13 protein-coding genes and 1 tRNA gene are annotated in these 19,341 nt (G+C 42.5%); 6 read left to right on the top strand and 8 right to left on the bottom strand.

Annotated features, from left to right (window positions below; genetic code table 11):
* Positions 1-142: 142 nt before the first annotated feature.
* Entirely contained in the window at positions 143-2,413 is a 2,271-nt protein-coding gene (locus RMZ95_RS29805) for a transglycosylase domain-containing protein (protein ID WP_322683959.1), read from the top strand.
* 35 nt (positions 2,414-2,448) lie between these two features.
* On the opposite strand, the gene RMZ95_RS29800 is transcribed toward RMZ95_RS29805, so the two are convergent.
* Together RMZ95_RS29800 and RMZ95_RS29795 are read right to left on the bottom strand one after the other, a co-directional pair.
* Positions 2,449-3,879 (bottom strand): DUF4335 domain-containing protein, encoded by a 1,431-nt coding sequence (locus RMZ95_RS29800; protein WP_322675298.1) that lies wholly within the window; start codon positions 3,877-3,879, stop codon positions 2,449-2,451.
* The gene (locus tag RMZ95_RS29795; RefSeq protein ID WP_322675299.1) at positions 3,876-4,502 is read right to left on the bottom strand and encodes a DUF3038 domain-containing protein; all 627 of its coding nucleotides are present in this window, start codon (positions 4,500-4,502) and stop codon (positions 3,876-3,878) included. Before RMZ95_RS29795 ends, RMZ95_RS29800 begins: the two co-directional genes overlap by 4 nt.
* A gap of 604 nt (positions 4,503-5,106) precedes the next feature.
* Here RMZ95_RS29795 and RMZ95_RS29790 point away from each other — a divergent pair.
* Both RMZ95_RS29790 and RMZ95_RS29785 read left to right on the top strand, forming a co-directional pair.
* Entirely contained in the window at positions 5,107-5,625 is a 519-nt protein-coding gene (locus RMZ95_RS29790; protein ID WP_322683960.1) for an adenine phosphoribosyltransferase, read from the top strand.
* A gap of 106 nt (positions 5,626-5,731) precedes the next feature.
* Positions 5,732-6,778: an ABC transporter permease gene (locus tag RMZ95_RS29785; RefSeq protein WP_322683961.1), complete on the top strand. Its 1,047-nt coding sequence runs from the start codon at positions 5,732-5,734 to the stop codon at positions 6,776-6,778.
* Positions 6,779-7,036: 258 nt separating this feature from the next.
* Here RMZ95_RS29785 and RMZ95_RS29780 read toward each other — a convergent pair.
* The 3 genes from RMZ95_RS29780 to RMZ95_RS29770 all read right to left on the bottom strand — a co-directional run bounded on the left by RMZ95_RS29780 (position 7,037) and on the right by RMZ95_RS29770 (position 11,983).
* Positions 7,037-7,107: transfer RNA gene (locus RMZ95_RS29780), tRNA-Gly, on the bottom strand.
* 50 nt (positions 7,108-7,157) lie between these two features.
* Positions 7,158-8,384, bottom strand: coding sequence for a hypothetical protein (locus RMZ95_RS29775; RefSeq protein WP_322683962.1), 1,227 nt, complete (start codon positions 8,382-8,384; stop codon positions 7,158-7,160).
* 68 nt (positions 8,385-8,452) lie between these two features.
* Positions 8,453-11,983, bottom strand: a complete 3,531-nt coding sequence (locus tag RMZ95_RS29770; RefSeq protein WP_322683963.1) for a response regulator — start codon at positions 11,981-11,983, stop codon at positions 8,453-8,455.
* 1,349 nt (positions 11,984-13,332) lie between these two features.
* On the opposite strand from RMZ95_RS29770, the gene RMZ95_RS29765 reads away from it, so the two are divergent.
* Together RMZ95_RS29765 and RMZ95_RS29760 are read left to right on the top strand one after the other, a co-directional pair.
* Positions 13,333-13,968, top strand: coding sequence for a GNAT family N-acetyltransferase (locus RMZ95_RS29765; protein WP_322683987.1), 636 nt, complete (start codon positions 13,333-13,335; stop codon positions 13,966-13,968).
* 894 nt (positions 13,969-14,862) lie between these two features.
* Positions 14,863-15,417 carry a hypothetical protein gene (locus RMZ95_RS29760; RefSeq protein WP_322683964.1) on the top strand — a complete coding sequence of 185 codons (555 nt, stop codon included), beginning with the start codon at positions 14,863-14,865 and terminating at the stop codon, positions 15,415-15,417.
* Positions 15,418-15,425: 8 nt separating this feature from the next.
* Here RMZ95_RS29760 and RMZ95_RS29755 read toward each other — a convergent pair whose 3' ends face one another.
* The 3 genes from RMZ95_RS29755 to gor all read right to left on the bottom strand — a co-directional run bounded on the left by RMZ95_RS29755 (position 15,426) and on the right by gor (position 18,786).
* On the bottom strand, positions 15,426-16,574 hold the full coding sequence (locus tag RMZ95_RS29755) for a histidinol-phosphate transaminase (protein ID WP_322683988.1): 1,149 nt from the start codon (positions 16,572-16,574) through the stop codon (positions 15,426-15,428).
* Between the two features lie 105 nt (positions 16,575-16,679).
* Positions 16,680-17,315, bottom strand: a complete 636-nt coding sequence (locus RMZ95_RS29750) for a YqiA/YcfP family alpha/beta fold hydrolase (protein WP_322683965.1) — start codon at positions 17,313-17,315, stop codon at positions 16,680-16,682.
* A gap of 94 nt (positions 17,316-17,409) precedes the next feature.
* Entirely contained in the window at positions 17,410-18,786 is a 1,377-nt protein-coding gene (gene gor, locus RMZ95_RS29745; protein WP_322683966.1) for a glutathione-disulfide reductase, read from the bottom strand.
* Positions 18,787-19,119: 333 nt separating this feature from the next.
* On the opposite strand from gor, the gene RMZ95_RS29740 reads away from it, so the two are divergent.
* Positions 19,120-19,341: hypothetical protein (locus RMZ95_RS29740; protein ID WP_409884110.1), on the top strand; the 222-nt coding region annotated here is incomplete at its 3' end.

The raw sequence follows: 19,341 nt of genomic DNA, 5'->3' as shown, positions 1-19,341 counted from the left end.
TAAATTAAAGTATAAATTAGCTCAAAAAGTTACGTATAGCTAATTTATGCTTTGGCTTATGAGTAAAATGATGAAAGACTAACATCTAAAATTGATTGTAATTCGCCCGATTCTTTATTAAAAACTGTGATGTGAATAGCCGATGAGTTCTCCCCAACCCCCTCACAAGCCACAAACGTTACTAGGTCAACTGACTCAAGCAGTACATACGATTCAAGCTAGGGTCGATTTTTCAAAATTGGCGCTCAAGCCTAATGCCAAAGTACCAGAACTTTGGGTGCAGGATGCGGGGGCGGATAAAGCAGAAGTATATCCACTGTTGGGCGATCGCTATATTCTCGGTCGTAGCTCGAAATCCAGCGATATCGTTATCCGTAACCCTGTTGTCAGCCAAATTCACCTCTCATTATCGCGGAATTCTAGTCAGCGCACACCAGTTTTCACGATCAAAGACGAAAACTCCACCAATGGCATTTATCGTGGCAAACGTCGTGTTAGTTCTCTAGAACTGCGTCACGGCGATATTCTGACTCTGGGACCCCCAGAACTAGCCGCTTCTGTACGGTTGCAATATGTCGATCCACCAGAATGGTATGTCAAAGCTGCAAGTTGGACAGCTTATGGAGTTGGTGGTGTCAGTGCGCTGTTAACGTTAGTTATTGGCGTCGAATGGCTAAAATTTTCAGTCAAACCTTTACCAACAGCAACACGCGCCCCAGTAGTTGTTTACGCCCGTGATGGAGCCACTCCTCTGAGAGAACCTCGGACAATCTCTCATGTAGACATGAAGCGATTAGAGGAATTTGGCCCTTATTTGCCTGCTGCGGTAGTGGCTTCAGAAGATAGTCGTTACTACTGGCACTTTGGGGTCGATCCTCTGGGGATTTTACGAGCTGTGTTGATTAATAGCCGCACCGGAGATGTGCAACAAGGAGCCAGCACTGTCACCCAGCAAGTTGCCCGCAGTTTGTTCCGCGAGTATGTAGGCAGACAGGATACCCTTGGTCGGAAATTGCGGGAGGCAGTTGTCGCCCTAAAACTCGAAACATTTTACAGCAAAGATGATATTTTGCTGATGTACTTAAATCGGGTTTTTTTGGGAGGAGATACCTCTGGCTTTGAGGATGCAGCCCGATATTACTTTGAAAAGTCGGCTAAAGAATTAACTTTGGCAGAAGCAGCAACATTGGTAGGAATTTTACCAGCACCCAACGCCTTCGATTTTTGTGGGGATGGGCCCAATAAACTAGAAGCGGCTGAATACCGGAATCGTGTGATTAAGCGGTTGTTGGAGATGGGCAAAATTAAAGCAGAGGATGCGAACCGAGCTAGACGCTCCACTGTCCAAATTAGTCCTAAAGTCTGCGAACAGCAAGCTAAAACGATCGCACCTTATTTTTACAGTTACGTCTTCTCTGAACTCGAATCAATTTTGGGGGAGGGAGCTGCAAGAGAGGGAAACTATATCATTGAAACCAAGCTCGATCCAACCATACAGAGACAAGCAGAAGCAGCGTTGAATAATTCGGTGAACAACTCTGGTAGAACTTTTAATTTTTCTCAAGGGGCGCTAGTCACTCTTGACTCTAGTACGGGCAGTATATTGGCAATGGTAGGCGGGACTGATTACAAAAAAAGTCAGTTCAATCGTGCTGTTCAAGCCAAAAGACAACCAGGTTCCACCTTCAAAATCTTTGCTTACACCGCCGCTATTCAACAGGGAATTTCGCCATCCAACAGTTATTCCTGCGCGCCTTTAACTTGGCAAGGCTTTACTTATAAACCCTGTCGTGCTGGTGCTGACACTAGTTTAGATATTGCCACCGGACTGGCGCTTTCAGAAAATCCCATCGCCTTGCGAGTTGCCAGACAAGTTGGGCTGGATAAAGTTGTGGCAATGGCGCAGCGTTTGGGAATAAAATCAAACCTAGATCCAGTTCCCGGCTTGGTACTGGGTCAAAGTGTAGTTAATGTTTTGGAAATGACTGGTGCTTTTGGTGCTATTGGCAATCGCGGTGTGTCGAATCCTCCCCATGCCATCAGCCGAATTTTAGACAGTGGTGATTGCAGCGATCGCAATGATATCAAAACCTGTCGGGTAATCTACTCCTTCGACCAAGATCCAGGTGCCAACAAACGAGTGTTAACAACTAATGTCGCCGATGAAATGACTAGTTTGATGCGCGGTGTAATCGCAAGAGGTACTGGTCGTAGTGCTGCCATTGGACTAGGGGAAGCTGGTAAAACAGGCACGACTGATAAAAACGTTGACTTGTGGTTTATTGGTTTTATCCCCAGTCAGCGACTTGTAACTGGCGTTTGGCTGGGAAACGACAATAATTCCCCGACATCTGGTAGCAGCGCTCAAGCAGCTCAATTATGGGGAAATTATATGCGGAGAATTACAAGGTAATTGGGCATTGGGCATTGGGCATGCCCCATACCCAATTACTGATATCCCTTCCAAGGAGTGACTTCAAGTTTGCCATTAGGCTTGAATATCACTTGAAAGTGGGCTAGAGGTTCTTTGTCATTGGGAGGAGCTACATTAGAACCATAGATGTCGTTAAACATCTTAGGAAGAGGTGTTTCTCGGAAATAATCAAATGCGACTTGATTGAGTGGTTCGTAGTCAGCAATGACACCATCTTTGTTTACTGCTACCCGATATTTTAAATCTCGCGTAAAGGTGGGGGTGCCACTCCAGGTTTGACGAACTGTATTATAAAGCTTTTGATTTAAACCTTTAGTGATATTAGAGTCAGTAATTTTAGCACCGACTACCTCTGGTGTCTTAGCATATCCTCGCCAAGGGCTAACTTGCAGCACACCATTTGTAGTAAACACTATTCGGAATTGGGCGATTGGTTCATTAGAAATGGGAGCGCGGTTAGCAGGATTATAAAGTAGGTTAGGCAGAGGAGTTTGTCCGACTTCTTGATTGGCCTCTTTATTCACCGCTTTATAACCAACGATCGCTCCATCCGCAGCTACACCCAAACGATAGATCAAATCCTGTTGCAATCCTGAACGCTTAGTCCAAGCTGGATGAACTTGGTTATACACTTGACGATTCAATGCACGCAACTGGGATGGATCGGTAATTTCTGGAACTGTATTTAAAAGTGCTTCTAAATCTTTAACTACTGGCTTTTGATCGGCTGTGGGTGGTGTCGTCGGTGTTGCAGCTGCGATGGGTGTTGCAGCTGCTGATGCTGGAGGATTAAGGTTGTTTGTTGTAGAGCTAGATTGTTCATCTGGCTTAGGCTGCGGTGGACGAATTTGGGGGGGTGGAATCAAGTTAAATGCGATCGCTGCTACTGCTAAACTTGATACTCCTATGGCAGCAGGAACAGCCTGCCTGATTACAGCCTGACTAGCACCGCCATAGCGTCTAGTAACTGGTTGTAGTTCTAGAGATAATTCTGGTAAAGTCTGAGTATCAGCAAAAAACTGATCTACTGCTTCTACTAAATCAAACAACTGTACCGTATTCAAATCTATTTCAATCGGCGGACGTTTAGAATTATTAGAGCGATCAAACCCCTCTGGAGCATTCTCTGAATGTATGATTAACCTGTGGCGGTTGCCGTCAATTTTTTGAAACTCTACTAGCTCCGATTCCTGGTTGTGTGCTTGCGGATTGGGTACAGTACTCAGAAATTCTTGAGCATAACCACTAACAGCCCTCACCAAACTTTCAAAAAATTCTCGCCCTCCCGTTAAAGGTTGATTGTAACCAGATAAATAGCATTCTGCATTTACCAATATTGATAATTCTGGGCGCATTTCCTGAAACTGTGCAGCCCTAGTGACATCACTTAACCCTTCTAAAAGAAGAGTACAATTAGGTAGACTGTACTTACGTTGAATATTCATTCTACTTCACCGTCAAAAAGACTAATCCAGAACCGCTGCATTCCAGCAGTACCAGTACAAAATAGTAATTGTCCTAACAAATTTATTGCTAGCGCATCTAATTTTTCATCAGAAGTTAATGCGAGTACACCAGAACGTCGAGCATTCATCCGGCTTTTAAAATGTGCTCTAAACCGCTCTAAATAATTAGATAGCCGCAAATTCTGTTCTAATGGAATCTGTTTTTCTTCCATTTGTTGACATATCATTAATAACTGACGGATGACAACAGTTAAACGCCGTGCTATATAGCAAGCAATGACCACCAAAGCTTTTGCTTCCATAATAGTTAAGGGACGGCGTATGTGCGCTCTTCGTAGCGGGTTAGAGCTACGCATCCGCCATAAATTCACCCTGTCTTTAACAATTCCTTTAAGATCCAACTCTTGAGCAAAAGCCAGGATTGCTTCCGAACCACCAAGTTCTAAAGCTTCAATTGCCAGTAAAATCAGGTCAATTTGCAGCCTGGTTCTCCGAGGACACGTTTTGGAAGCGATCGCAGGATCTGGTAAAGTGTCCAGAATCATCGGCAGTGAGTCTTGGGTTGGACTGTTGAACGGCGTTAAACTTGCTGAAACATTCATTCTATAAATACCTTGTGCGGTTCCAACAGACTAGATAAAACAAATTTAAGATCGGTAGCCAAGACTTAAGCCTTAGACTTGTGGCAGTAGCATGACTACCTGATATATACATTACCTAACTCTTTCTACTCAAAGTTTTCCCTATATTGAAATCAAAATTTTAAAACATAACTAAATTCACCTCATTTCTTAGTGAAATACCTTTTATAGCTTGGTTTAGATTCTAATTATCGTCAATGAAGAGCGAAGCTTCAGCCTTTATCCCCACTTGACCCCCAGCGTATGACATTATAGTGTACGATTTTTCAGGTATCTGAAATTGGGCATTGGGCATTGGGCAAAACAGTGTTGAGTGCTAAGTGCTGTTAGCGATAGCGGGGCGTTTAGCTTGTGCTGAGTGTTGAGTTAAAAGTTAAGAGTTATTCTCCCCTCCCCCTCACTCAGCACTCGAAACTCGGAACTCAGTATTCTTGAGGGGCATTGAACATTGGGCATTTGTCAATAATCAATAGTTCTTCTTCCCCTGCTTCCCTTGCTCCCTCACTTCCCCACTCTCCATGCCCTATGCCCCATGCCCCATGCCCCATTCCCTAATCCCTATTTTATGGATTTAAAGTCTCTCGTTCGTAACATTCCAGATTTCCCGAAACCCGGAATTTTATTTCGGGATATTACTACGTTACTGCGCGACCCAGAGGGACTGCGCTACACTATTGACTTTTTAGCACAAAAATGCAATGAAGCTGGAATAACAGTTGATTATGTCATTGGTATGGAGTCGAGAGGATTCATTTTTGGTTCGCCTCTAGCTTATAAATTAGGAGCTGGTTTTATTCCCATCCGCAAAAAAGGGAAGTTACCAGCAGCCGTTCACTCAATTGAATATCAACTAGAGTATGGTACAGATTGCCTAGAAGTGCATCAAGACGCTTTACACCAAGGTAGCCGAGTTTTGATTGTCGACGACTTGATTGCCACAGGTGGGACAGCGAGTGCCACAGCTAAATTGGTGCAGAAAATTGGCTGCGAACTAGTAGGATTTGGGTTTATTATCGAGCTACGGGATTTACAAGGGCGTACACATTTACCGGACGTGCCGATTATCTCTTTAATTGAATATTAGTCATTAGTCATTGGTCATTAGTCATTAGTCAGTAGAAAAACAACAGACAAATGATGAAGGACAAAGGACAAATGACAAATGACAAATGACAAAGGACAAAATATAAATGACATCTACGAAAATTTCCTTGGAGACAGGTCGGGATTGGCTAATCAGGCTAGTCACGAGCGAAACTTTTGTTTATGTGGCAAAACGACTATTGCAGGCACTGCTAACTTTGTTGTTGGCGTCAGCGTTGTCGTTTTTCATCATTCAACTCGCTCCCGGTGATTATGTAGATACGCTGCGGCAAAATCCGAAGATATCTCCTGAAAGAATTGAGGAAATCAAACGGCAGTTTGGTCTGGATAAGTCTTGGCCAGAGCAATTTGGGCTGTGGCTATGGCGAATCTTGACCAAAGGGGATTTTGGCACGAGTTTTATTTATCAACGTTCAGTGGCATCGCTGTTGTGGGAACGAGTACCAGCGACTTTGCTATTAGCGATCGCATCTTTAATTGTCACATGGGCGATCGCCATCCCTCTAGGGATCTTTGCCGCCGTTAAACAAAATAAGCCAGCAGACCGGATTTTACAAGTGATTAGTTACGCAGGACAAGGCTTTCCTAGTTTCATCACTGCTTTAGCGCTGCTGGTTTTAGCCCAAATCACCTCACCATTTTTTCCAGTGGGTAGCATGACTAGCATCAATCACTCAGAACTGTCGTGGTTTGGCAGAATCTTAGATATCGGTTGGCACATGATTTTACCCACCATCGCACTCTCAATTACTAGTTTTGCGGGTTTGCAACGCATCACTCGCGGCGAATTATTAGATGTCCTGCGTCAAGATTACATCCAAACGGCTCGTGCCAAAGGTTTACCAGAAAACCGCGTCATCTATGTTCATGCACTGCGCAACGCTATAAATCCCTTAATTACTTTATTAGGTTTTGAATTAGCTGGTTTATTAAATGGTGCCTTCATCGCCGAATTTTTCTTCAACTGGCCTGGTTTAGGAAGATTGGCTTTACAGGCTTTACAAGCTCAAGATTTATATTTATTAATGGCAAGCTTGGTTATGGGCGCAGTATTGCTGATTGTTGGCAATTTAATCGCCGACTTGATGCTCAAAGCAGCCGATCCACGCATTCGCCTAGAAAATCTTAATTAGCAGCAATTCTAAAATTCAAAAAATCAAAACTTATTGGGCGTTTTCCAGAGTTCTGTCAACTATAAAACAACAAAAAGATAGCCAGAGTGCGGATGTTGTTGAACAAAGTGTTGCTTATTCCTCATCCTAGAATTTGGCTACTCTCAGTTTCAAGCTATTTCTGTACGCTGCAAAAAATTGTGAATAGCTGTTTCACTAATTATTTTACTAAGATTTAGACTTAGGTTTTTGTACTCGTATATTTAAGAGTTTTTTTTAAGCGGGCGGCGGGAATCGAACCCGCATTAATAGCTTGGAAGGCTATAGTTTTACCACTAAACTACGCCCGCAAATTTCCAACTTTATAAGTTTAACACAGTTTTTGTAAAAATTCAAGCATTTAGTTGGAATTTGCGGGTTGCATTTTGATCCTGACATACAAATTGCTCAATTCTGGTTTTGTGCCATCGTTATTGTGGGCAGCAAGAAAGTTTTCTGTTTTGAAAACTTCCCTCAAGACTTGCTCGTATGTACTTTTTTCACTTTGCAGTTTTGCTGGTTCTATTTCTAGAACTACAGCCTGTTGAAAGTTGCCATTCTGATCGATTATCAAGCTAGCCAAAAGTTGTGCTGGTTCAAGTTCCGAATTGGGGACAAGAAAACTTGGGTCTAATTGTTTTGTGTTGCTTCCCCTGTATAAAGCGATAACATCGGGTAAAGCATCTTGTCGGAATCCTTTTGATTGTATCAAGCTAATCACTTGATCTCTAGATAAGGGAGCTACTATTGCTACCGATGCTCCTCCAGTCGAAGTTGGTGGAGTTTCTCTAGTCGAAGGCGCTGGAGTTTCTCTAGTGGAAGGCGCTGGAGTTTCTCCAGTCGAAGTCGCTGGAGTTTCTCCAGTCGAAGGCGCTGGAGTTTCTCTAGTCGAAGGCGCTGGAGTTTCTCTATTTTCAGGTTCTAAAACTGGTCGATTTGATGGAATACCTGTTGGTAGTTGCGTTCCCTTTCCTAGTTTAATTTCTTGACGACGCTTCCAAGGTAAATTACCGACTGGAACTGTAGGTGTTGGCGTGGCTTTAGCTATAGGTTTCGGTGTCGGCGTGGCTTTAGCTATAGGTTTCGGTGTGGCTTTAGGTGTAGGTTTCGGTATCGGTGTGGCTTTAGCTATAGGTTTCGGTGTTGGCGTGGGGACTATCTGCTGTCTAGAAGGTTCGCTATTAGGTTGAGAGGCGTAAATTCGGCTCTTTCTCTGGAGATTTTCAGAAGCATTTATTGCGCCAATATCTTCATTTCTAGGCGTAGTTCGTGCTGTTTGTGATGAACGTGCTGGTACAGACTTTTGAGTAGAGGATAGTGGCTTTGACGAAACTATTTTGGCTGTTGATTTTGATTTGATTATTGATGTTGTTTTAGGAGCAATTTCTATCAATTCAACGGGAACAACAGATTGATTTTGCTGGGGAAACCACAGACTAAATGCATTAGATGAGCGCATCAGCCAGAACACCAGCAAGTGCAGAGAGACTGAACTAACAACGACAAAAATCCACAAACCTGGTGGATCGGTGTGTCGTCTCCAGACCTTGGCTGGAATTGGAGTTTTGTCTGCAACCGATGGTGTCATATTATATAAACTGGATATGATTATGCACTTTTACTCATTGGTAATGCTTTAAAATACCAGTCTAAATTTTAGCGATTAACCATTACCTCTGGTGAAACAGCAAAAGTCAAAACTGTTTCATCTACTCCTTTAAGTTCTAGCGGACTACCTTTAGTAATTTCTCCTTCCTGCAAATAATCTGCTACGGCAGCAGAAACTAGAATCGTACCGGGAACAGCGGCAGCTTGCAACCTTGCGGCAATATTGACACTTGGGCCAATAGCAGTATAATCGGCGCGTTCAGCGCTACCAAACATCCCCACAACAGCAGTACCTTGGTGAATACCACACCGGAACTGTACGCTAGTAAGTTTGTCGCTATCGAATACACCTTGCTCTCGCCAGCGCTGGTTCAAGTCAGCCAGTGAGTGGTGCATTGCTCTTGCTGTATTAATGGCACGACGCACTTGTTCGTTAGGGGTTAGTTCTTCCGGCGCTCCATATAAAGCTAAGATAGCATCTCCCATAAATTTATCTACAGTGCCGCCATTGCTAAATACAACTTTGGTCATTGCTTCTAAATATTCATTTAGCAGCTCTGCAACTCGTCGGGATCTGAGAGTATTTGCTAGCTGTGTAAAACCCACAATGTCGCTAAACAAAACTGTAATTAAGCGTGGTTCTGGGCGCAAATCTAACGTTAAGTCTCCGGTTGCGGCTTTTTGCACCAATACAGCAGGCAAAAAGCGCTTTAGCACCGATTCTGTTAGATAAGTATTTAACTCCACAATTCGCCGTTCATTTTCTTTCAACGCTAAAAGATTGCGAACTTCCGCCAAAAGTTCCCGATCGTTGAATGGTTTTGCTAAATAAGCGTCCGCGCCATGTTCTGTACCTTCGATGCGGGTTTCTTCATCTACTTTCGCTGTCAGCAGAATGATTGGTGTTCCTTTCAACGTCTCCTCATTGCGGATCATCTGAATCATCTCAAGTCCGCTCACCAACGGCATCATTAAGTCAGTCACAATCAAGCTGGGTAGAATTTCCTTCGCTCTACTGTGCCCTTCATGACCGTTACGAGCTGTCTGTACATGATAGCCATTACGGCGGAAAATTTCAGATACATAGGTTCGCAAATCGGGGTTGTCATCTACAACTAAAATTGAGTGCTGAGTCTTATGTGCTGAGTCTTGAGTATCAACACTGGGGGACAGGTTTATTGTAATATCTTCAATATTGTCTGTTGTTGACTCTACTAGTTCTAAATCAGCTAATTCTACGCTAGCGCGGTTTGTATTCAGTTCAGTAGGCGTTTCTAGTACTTGCTGTGCATGTAAATGAGCATTTCCAGTCACCAGCCATAAACTAAAAGTAGTACCTTCACCATAAACTGATTCCACAGTGACTTGACCACCATGTAATTCTACTAATTCTTTAACTAAAGCTAAACCCAAACCACTGCCTTCATAGGAGCGGTTTGCTGAACCTTCAGCTTGGCGAAAGCGCTCAAATAGGTGGGGAATTTGTTCTTTAACAATACCAATTCCAGTATCTTGCACTTGTAATATGCAGCGATCGCGCTCAGATTTTAGTCTGACACCGATCGTGCCACCTTCGGGAGTAAACTTCATGGCATTTGACAAGAGATTGTAAACCACCTTGTCAAATTTTTCCATGTCCAAGTACACCGTCGAACATTCATCTAATTGGGTGACGAGATGCAGTCTCTTTTTCTCACAATAGGGACGAAAAGATTCCACTATTTGGCTGACAAATTCGACTAAATCACAGGGATGGAAGCTAGGCTGCATTCTCCCGGCATTCAGGCGTTGTAAATCCAGGAGTTGATTTACCAGTCGCAGCAGGCGGCGGGAGTTACGCAGGGCGATCGCACTTTGAGAGTAAGATAATCCCTCACCAGCCGCTACTGCCGACTCTAAAGGCCCTTGAATCAAGGTAATCGGTGTGCGGAACTCATGGGAAATATTTTGAAAAAATTCAGTTTTTTGTTTGTCTAATTCCAGTAAGCGTTCAGCTTGTTGGCGAGTTTTTTGATACAAGTGTGACTGTTGCACAGCGATCGCGGCTTGCGCTGCCACTGCTTTCGCCAAATCGATATCAGATGGCAACCATTGGCGTACTTTTTTACCTTCATGCAAAGTAATACTACCGATACATTTACCATCAGCTAATAATGGCACAAACATTAGCGATCGCGCTGGCATTTTTAAAGGTAAATCAAAACCCCGCACATCTGAAGGAGAATGGTTTACATTACCAATTACCACAGGTTCATGTGTCTGTAGCATTTGTTGGAGGATGGGATTTTCTTGAATCGATGCTTGAGAATAGGGTAATCTCTGGTTTGATAGGTGATGATTGCTACTTGAATTATTATCTGGGGCTGGCGCTCTTAAATTTTCTAGATGTTGAAAACTGTCATACAAACCCACACACTCAACAAATTCATCTTCCTCTGTCCACAAAGACAAGACGCACCCATCAACTTGTAAAGCTTGTCCCAATTGTTGGGTAATAGCCGCAAAGATATCTTGAGGATCTAAGCTAGAGCGAATCGCGCTAGTAATTGTATTAATCAAGCTCTCTCGCTTGGCAAGAGCACGTACTTGTTCGTAAGCATAAGCTTGAGACAAAGCTAAGGCTGCCTGATCCGCTACCATCAACACTAACTGCACCTCATCCTCACCCCAGAAGCGAGGAACAGAACACTGGTGCAGTGCTAGCACTGCCATCAGTTCTTGTTGGCAGATCAATGGCACAACTAAACTAGAACAAATGTTAGCAGCAGCAAAAGCTTGCCCCCGTTCGCGCAGTTCGGGAGTGTTACCGTGAATGCGCTCATCATCGATCGCATCGTGAATCACCTGGACTTCGCGGGTTTCCCATACCGTCTGAGCCAAAAGAGGCAGAGGAGTTGCAGAGGATATAGCGGGCAGAGGGGAAAGACTTACTGCCACTTCCCCTTTGCTCTCCTGCACCTCTGTTTCTTCAGAAAGAGGCTTCTGATAAATAAACCCTTTATCCGCCAACTGCTCATCTTGGAAGGGACGTAGCAGACAAACATCCACCTCCAACATGTCACCCACTGTATCTACAATTGCTTGCAAAATTTGTCTGTAGTCTAAAGCACTGCGAATCGTATTGGTAACAGTATTCAGCAGCGATTCTTGACGGAGTGTGCGGGTAAGTTCGCGGGTTCTAGCTTTGAGGACATTGTGGGTATCCAAAGCTTGGCGTACCACTGCTTTGAGTTCCTCCGCTTCCCACGGTTTCGTGACATACTTAAATACCTTACCAGCGTTGATTGCTTCCACCAAGTCTTCGACATCGGTGTAGCCAGTTAAAATTATCCGAATAATATCTGGATATTGAGTTGCTGTTAGGCTCAAAAATTCTGTACCGCTCATCATTGGCATCCGCTGATCGGAGATGATCACCGCGATCTCTCCCTCTTGAGCCAGCAGATCGAGGGCCGCAGGGCCAGAGGTTGCCCTTAGCACCTTATAATCACGATAAAAAGTGCGGTAAAGCAAGTCAAGGTTGTCTGGTTCATCATCGACAACCAAAATTTTAGGCTTACTGTTTGCTTGGGATTTCATGCACCGCTTTCCTGCTGCAACGGCAGTCGGATAAAGAATAATCTGATCAGGTAAGGATTTTTCTGAGTCAGGTAAGAGCAGAGCATTTCGACCAATAGGGCTGTTTGGCTACATGACTGCTGAGTGTATGAGCGTTTACTCACAGTAATTCGTCTCAATTGCTTGTGCCGATTACCGTTTGCGTTGGTGCAGGGTAATTGCTTTCATTGTCAGTTTTAGTGTTATAGAGTCGACGCTTGCTTGCCAAATCTTTTTTCACCTCCTGTGAGCAATGTCTGATAATACATACAGCGCTCATAGCCAGCAGAAAAATCCAGATAAAGCTGCATATTAAGTTTTCCCTCCACAGTTGTTGTAATAACACTTGCAGGTAAATTTTATTTATGGTAGTCATGGTAGAGCCAGCAAAATTAAAACAATAAGATTTAAAGTCAAAGTATACTATTAGACAAATACCTCTTTCTAATTTAGCAATCAGAACTATCATTAAGACAAGTGGTAAGTGGTTGAGGAGTTAGAGATTAGGGATTAGGAAACCTTACAGATTCTTGTCACAGTAACTGTACAGCTTACTTCTAGGACTTAGTAGCAAAGTAGCATCAGTGTGCGGTAACTGCAAAAAACAAGTTCAGTACTGTAACCAAGGGTAGTTTGAAACCAGAGTTTGCCAATAGTGTACTTACTTAACAATTTTGGAGATGCTGCTTACAGATAAGTTATGCTATTCCTCTGCCCACTCGCTGAAAGCTCTATCACTTTAGAGATGTTTTTGTAGTAATCAGTTTGATATTCTGCCTACCTAAAAGAAGGTATGCAATGAATATACTGGGTTTAAATAGATTTATGAAGTTGTAACTCCTAAGAGGATGTTTGAAAAGTCGTAAAGTATACTATAAACCCCACTTCCATTCCTCTTTGCTTCGGGGAGAGGCTTTGAAACACCCATTCCCTCGTAGGGAAGGCAGGGTGGTTTCATACAAGCAGAGAAAAACTAAAACTGTGGTTCAAAGCCTTTGCCCTCGTGGGGGAAAGGAATGGAAGTGAGGGAAAAAACCTGGACACAAAACAAGAAATCAAGACTTATGTATTTTTCTTTTTTCGTATGAAACCACCCTGCCATTCCCTCATAAGTGTTGGGGGCTAGGGGGGTTAGGTTTCCGAGGCTTTGATGTTATGAAAAATACTTGTTCATTCATCCTCTAATACTCTTTCAAAAATGCAGGTTATAAAACTCCAAACTAAAGTGTAAAATTTGTTTAATCTACATTGGTTCAGTTAAATCTCCTGGGCAACTCTATAAGTTCTGATTTAGTTTAAATTTTGTTTTAGGATATTTGAGAAAATTTTTGTTGAATAAAATCAATACTAAACTAGCCTTGAAATATCGGTTTTTTCACCCATACCACCAACAGCCAATCGATCCAGCTTCCTACCAATTCCAAATTCGTACAGCTACACCTGCTGATTTGATTGGTGTTGCCCAAATTATTACTGAAAGCTTTCACTCCCACAATGGTATATGGGGATGGGCTTTTCCGTTGCTACGTCTGGGTATTTACGAAGACTTAAGGCATCGGATGGCATCACCTGCGCCCCGTCATCTTTGCTTAGTTGCTCTTGAAGCTACTACTGGTGAGGCTACTAACTTAGTAGGAAGTGTGGAAATGGGTGTACGCTACAGTAGTGATTCATGGAGCGAGGTTGGTGTAGGTTTTCCTTACTTATCTAATTTAGCGGTTCACCCAAAATACCGTAGACATGGTGTGGCTTCAGGATTACTTACTAGCTGTGAAAAAGTCTCTCGCGAGTGGGGATTTCAAGACTTATATCTCCATGTTTTAGAAAATAACCATCAAGCACGACAGCTTTATTTCAAGCTGGGATATCGAGTGCATAAAGTCGAATCTAATTGGAATACATTTCTTCTAAGACGCTCAAGCCAGATGTTATTGCACAAGCGCCTGAGTCCTGATTCCATTCTCTGAGTTTTATTTTGGCAATTGTCAAGTTTTGTATTCCATTCCAATTAATTCAATAAAATCTGTAACTCATAGCGGTAATCAAACACAAACTAAGCTAAACCACGTCTACCTTTAGAACCATAATTATTTTGACTCCGAGAAAGCTCAAAACTCAAGCCAGGACTAGATAATATACTCTTTTTAATAACTCTAGGTTTTAAAATGAACGGGGTTTAATTAGAAATTTAGCCAATATTATCTAAATATCCAGATAAATCCGCTTTGATTTCCAGAATTTACTTGATTTAGCAAGCAAGAGCTAACGAGAAAGAAGGCTCTTTGAGTTATACTAAGTTTTTTCACGCAATCAAATAGGAGTCTTAATAAATCAAAACTTAAACGTGTTTGTTAATTTACGAAGCGAGTAAAAAGCTTTTGATAATTTTTTATCAAAAGAATATTTGATTTTAACTTTTTACGAAAAATGCCCTCGTCGCTATAAACAAATTATCTTGTTGGTAAATATTTTTAATATTAAAAAATGTTAAATTCCCTTTTGAAATTTATGCTTAACAAATTTTTGAAAGCATTCGATATAGATGAAAATGGACTATAATAGGAACATAACGCAAAATCACGTTGAAAGAAATCTTACTTCCTCATAATAACTTTGTAATTCATATATTCATCTTTATAAAAACTTTAAGAAAACATTAGTAGAGTTTACAGACAAATCTAGTTATATCTCATAAAATATAATCACTCAATTACTGAAACAACGCCTATATATTGTTATTTTTAGTTAGATTGACCAGAAAGGTCTTGATAATAAAAGAATTCAAAAACTTGATTTGATATAACAGCTAGTTCCGTTTTGAAGTGCATACTACAACAACATTCATTAAAAGTTTAAAAAACATGGATAGCGAACAGCATCGACGCTATCAGACCTCTATGGTATCAACTTATTACCCTGAAACTACTTTCCTTGACTCTGTTGTCATGTCAGACGGAACTGAGCAATCGCAAGGCTCGGATATCCTTACACGTTTGCACAGTGGAGAAGTTTTCATCGTCAATAGTCGTAGGCGAAATGGATTAATACTCTTTAAACGCTACCATGCAGAGTTTGCTGGGCCTGGGGCTGCTGTGGGTGGGGATTACGATTGTGATTGCCAAAGGGCACTGCCCATAGGTAATCTTTCTTTATTAACTCCTGAATCTAATGAAGAACGCCAGAAGGCTTACTTGATTAGGCGACAGTGGATTCGATTGATCAAACAAATTACAGAAAATCCACTGCCTGGGCAGCGAGTGCAGAAGATTCTCGATCAATTTGAACAATACTTTCCACCAGAAATAGTGGCTCTTTTGCCGGATGTTGCTTTTGCTCTTTTAGTAGGTGTGCTGCCACAAACAGTGGGAGTAGTACGCCGTTTGGGCAGTGAGTTAAATAGCAGGTTTAATTACTGAGTAAATTGCTAAGATGATAAATTTGCCAAAGCAGTTTTTACTCGATTAACGGTGCGGGCGTTTTCTTCTATCGTTCCGACAGTAATTCGTAATCCTCCGCTAATGTGCCGTACAAGAGTGCCGAGTGTTTTAAGTTTCTGGTGGAAAGTTTTTAAAGCAGCTTCTTGTGAATTAAAGCCATTTGGTTTAAGACGCAGGTAAATAAAGTTCGCAGTACTTGGAGTAATTTGTAGTTCCGGTTGCTGGGATAAAATTTCGATGAGTTTAGCTCGTTCACTCAGGATCTGGGAAATTGATTCCAGCAAGAGTGTACGATTTTGTAAACCAACTAAGGCAGCTGCTATGGAAAAACTGGGGAGATTGTAGGGTAAGCGAACTTTTTCTAAAATGGCGATCGCTTCGGGATGGGCAACGCAATAACCAATACGGAGAGATGCCAATCGGAAAGCTTTAGAAAAAGTGCGTAATATTACCCAATTAAGATGCTGTGGTAATTCACCTACTAGGGTAGTTTGACTGAATTCAAAGTAAGCTTCATCAATTACTACTAAAATATGCTGTGGCAAGCTTCTTAACCACGCTAACTCAGCCTCAGTTAAGCTATTAGCAGTCGGCGAATTGGGATGGACTACGAAAATTACGCGAATGGGGGGATTTTGAGTTTGTTCGATCGCAGACTGTGCGGCGCTTATGTCAATTTCAAAATTTGTTTCATTTCTCCCCACCGCCACTACAGGAATGCCCAAAGTTTGCGCCAAAATCCCGTACATCGAGAAAGTGGGATTGGAGACAAGAATTGACCCTTCTCCTCCCAGACAAGTGGCGATTAATAAAGAGCGGATTAGTTCATCTGAACCATTACCAACAGAAATATTGGCAGCAGTAAATAACGATGATGAGAGGTCGGCTGACTGATTAATGTACTCAGCGATCGCATTTTTAAGGGTTTCATGTCCGCCATCAGGATAACGATTTGTTTCAATTACTTGCTGATAAGTCCACGCCAGCTTCTCTTTTAACTCAAGAGGTAAATCGTATGGGCTTTCATTTGTATCTAAGCGATCAAACTGTGTGGCGACAGAATTGGCTGTATCGCTGCTAGGATGAGGTTTATAGGCGGTGAATTGGGCTAAATCTGACCGGATGAAGGGAAGCATAGTTTTAGTCATTAGTCAATGGTCATTAGTCATTGGTCATTAGTAACTAACAAAGGACAAATGACTAAGGACATTAGTTATCTGTGAGTCTAATATTTTACAACTTCAAGGTAATTGGCAAAAGAGGCGAATTGCCTGCCAAATTTCTTCCATAACATTACCCAAGGCGTGGTCACTGTCGAGTTCAACTAACTCCACCCAAGAACGGGAGTGCGCAAAGTGCCGACTAGCTTCTATCGGAATGACTTCATCTTTTTTTCCGTGCAAAATTAGCGTGGAGATAGGGCGTTGCAAAAGTTTTTCTTGGTATTGGGCAGCATCTATGACGAAATCGTAACTTAAAGGAATTAATCGCTCTTCCCCATAGTGATAGACCATGATATATTTTTCTTGCTGCCAACGCTGTACTTCTTCATCTCCTAGCTTGGGCAACCAATGTGATAAAAACCCAAAAGCTGGTGCTAGCAAAACTAAGCGTTGCACTTGTAAATTTTGTTGTCCCAAGTGGGCAGCAGTCAAACCACCCAAACTTGAGCCAATAAGCGTTACTGGTGTAGAATCATTGCTGAATTCTGCGGCAACTTGATTGAGCTGACGAGTGATTGTTAATTGGGAAAAATCGCCAGCATTGAGATCGGGAATTTTCAGCCTTGTCTGAATTTGGGTAAAGCGATCGCCTATATCCCGTGCTTTGGCAGATTTAGGGCTAGAAGCAAATCCGTGAAGATATATGTAGTCCAAGACTGTTAATAGTTAGGAGTTAGGAGTGAGAAGTTATAAATTTTAAGTTTTAAGTTATGAGTTTATTTTTTCAACTCATAACCCATAACTCTTATTACCGCAATGTGACAAATTCCTCTGCGGATGAGGGATGGATACCCACAGTAGCATCAAAGTCTTTTTTAGTTGCGCCCATCTTGACTGCGATCGCCACACCTTGGATAATTTCAGCTGCACCTTCACCTACCATGTGAGCGCCTAGAACTTTGTCAGTGTTGCCATCAACTACCAACTTCATCATTGTCTTCTCTTGTTTACCAGTCAAACTGTGGTACATAGGGCGAAAGCGAGTGCGAAAAATTTTTACGGCATCACCAAGTTTTTCTCGTGCTTCGGCTTCTGTCCAGCCGACTGTTGCGGCTTCTGGGTTAGAAAATATGGCTGTGGGCACAGTTTCGTGACTGAATTCGCGGCGATTATCCCCAAATTCACTATCAGCAAAGGCGCGACCTTCACCAATGGCCACGGGAGTTAAATTGATTCGGTCGGTGACATCGCCAACAGCAAAAATATTCGGTTGACTAGTTTGACTGTATTCATTGACTGCGATCGCACTTGTGGTTGGGTATCCAGGGCCTTCGATAGAACTAGCGACAATATCAACCCCAGCGTTTTCTAAACCTAATCCATCTACATTGGGGGTTCGACCGGTCGCTACTAAAAACACATCGGCAATTAGTGATTCTTGGTCATCCCCTGATAAAGTCAGTTTCAACCCTTCTGGGACACGTTCAATTGCTTTCACCACATTATTCTTAATCAAACGAATTCCGTGGTTCGTCATACCCTCTTCAATTTCTATGCGGACATCTTCATCAAAACCATTCAAAATCTTTTCACCTCTGGTAATTTGTGTCACCTCAGAACCCAAACCGCGCATAATACAAGCAAATTCCGTGCCGATATAACCAGCGCCAATAATGACGATGTGTTTTGGTTGTTCTTTTAGATGAAAGATTTCGTCGGAGGTAATGCCATGTTCCATGCCTGGTAAATCTGGCTTGACGGGACGCCCACCAACAGCAATTAAAATTTTGTCTGCTGTAACTTTACGTCCATCAACTTCTATGGTGTGAGGATCTACCAATGTGGCGCGACCAGAAAATAGTTCTACTCCGGCTTTTTCCAAGAAGCTTATGTGCAGTTGCGATAGTCGCCGAACTTCCTTATCTATAGATGTAATGAAATATTCCCAGTCAAACTCAGCATTACCTACTTTCCAGCCATAGCCTGAAGCGTCACTGAACAGTTCGGGAAAGTGAGAGCCATAGACCATGAGTTTTTTGGGAACGCAACCGCGAATCACACAAGTGCCACCAACTAAATCATATTCAGCGATCGCCACTTTTGCGCCGTAGCTAGCCGCTCGTTTGGAAGCCGCCAAACCTCCAGAACCCGCACCAATTACAAACAGGTCGTAATCAAAAGTCATAAGTTTATGTTCTCTTTAGCAACAAGTGAGTTCCTGGGAACTTACACACAGAACGTGATTGAACTATATAAGAATATCCGTTGAACGCTGTGTAAGTCCTGTCCTTGATTTAATCTAGCGTTAGCAGATGCTATCTGGTCGTAGGGAATATCACTTTTTGCTTTGGCGGCAGTAAAGGCAGTAGTTAACAGTTATATAGTTCTGCCCCTAATCGAGCATAAGTCTGTGCTACTGCATTGGAGCTGTTAAGTTCCACAGAAATTAGGCAAAATTATGACAAAACGTACTGTCTTCGGCTTTTGCGTAGCATTTTTTACCCATTAGCAGTTTTATGTGCTTGGAGATTCTGTTGGGGTTACGGGTGTTGGTGTTGGGGTTACGGGTGTTGGTGTTGGGGTTACGGGTGTTGGTGTTGGGATTACGGGTGTTGGTGTTGGGATTACGGGTGTTGGTGTTGGGATTACGGGTGTTGTATCTGGTGAGGTTAAGGGTGTTGTATTTGTTGGGGTTACAGGTGTTGTATCTGGTGGGGTTACGGGTGTTGTATCTGGTGAG

The organism is Nostoc sp. DedQUE07 (assembly GCF_034530975.2).
Taxonomy (GTDB): domain Bacteria; phylum Cyanobacteriota; class Cyanobacteriia; order Cyanobacteriales; family Nostocaceae; genus Nostoc.
Note: the sequence above shows the minus strand (reverse complement) of the source record. Positions and strands in the feature narration are given on the sequence as shown.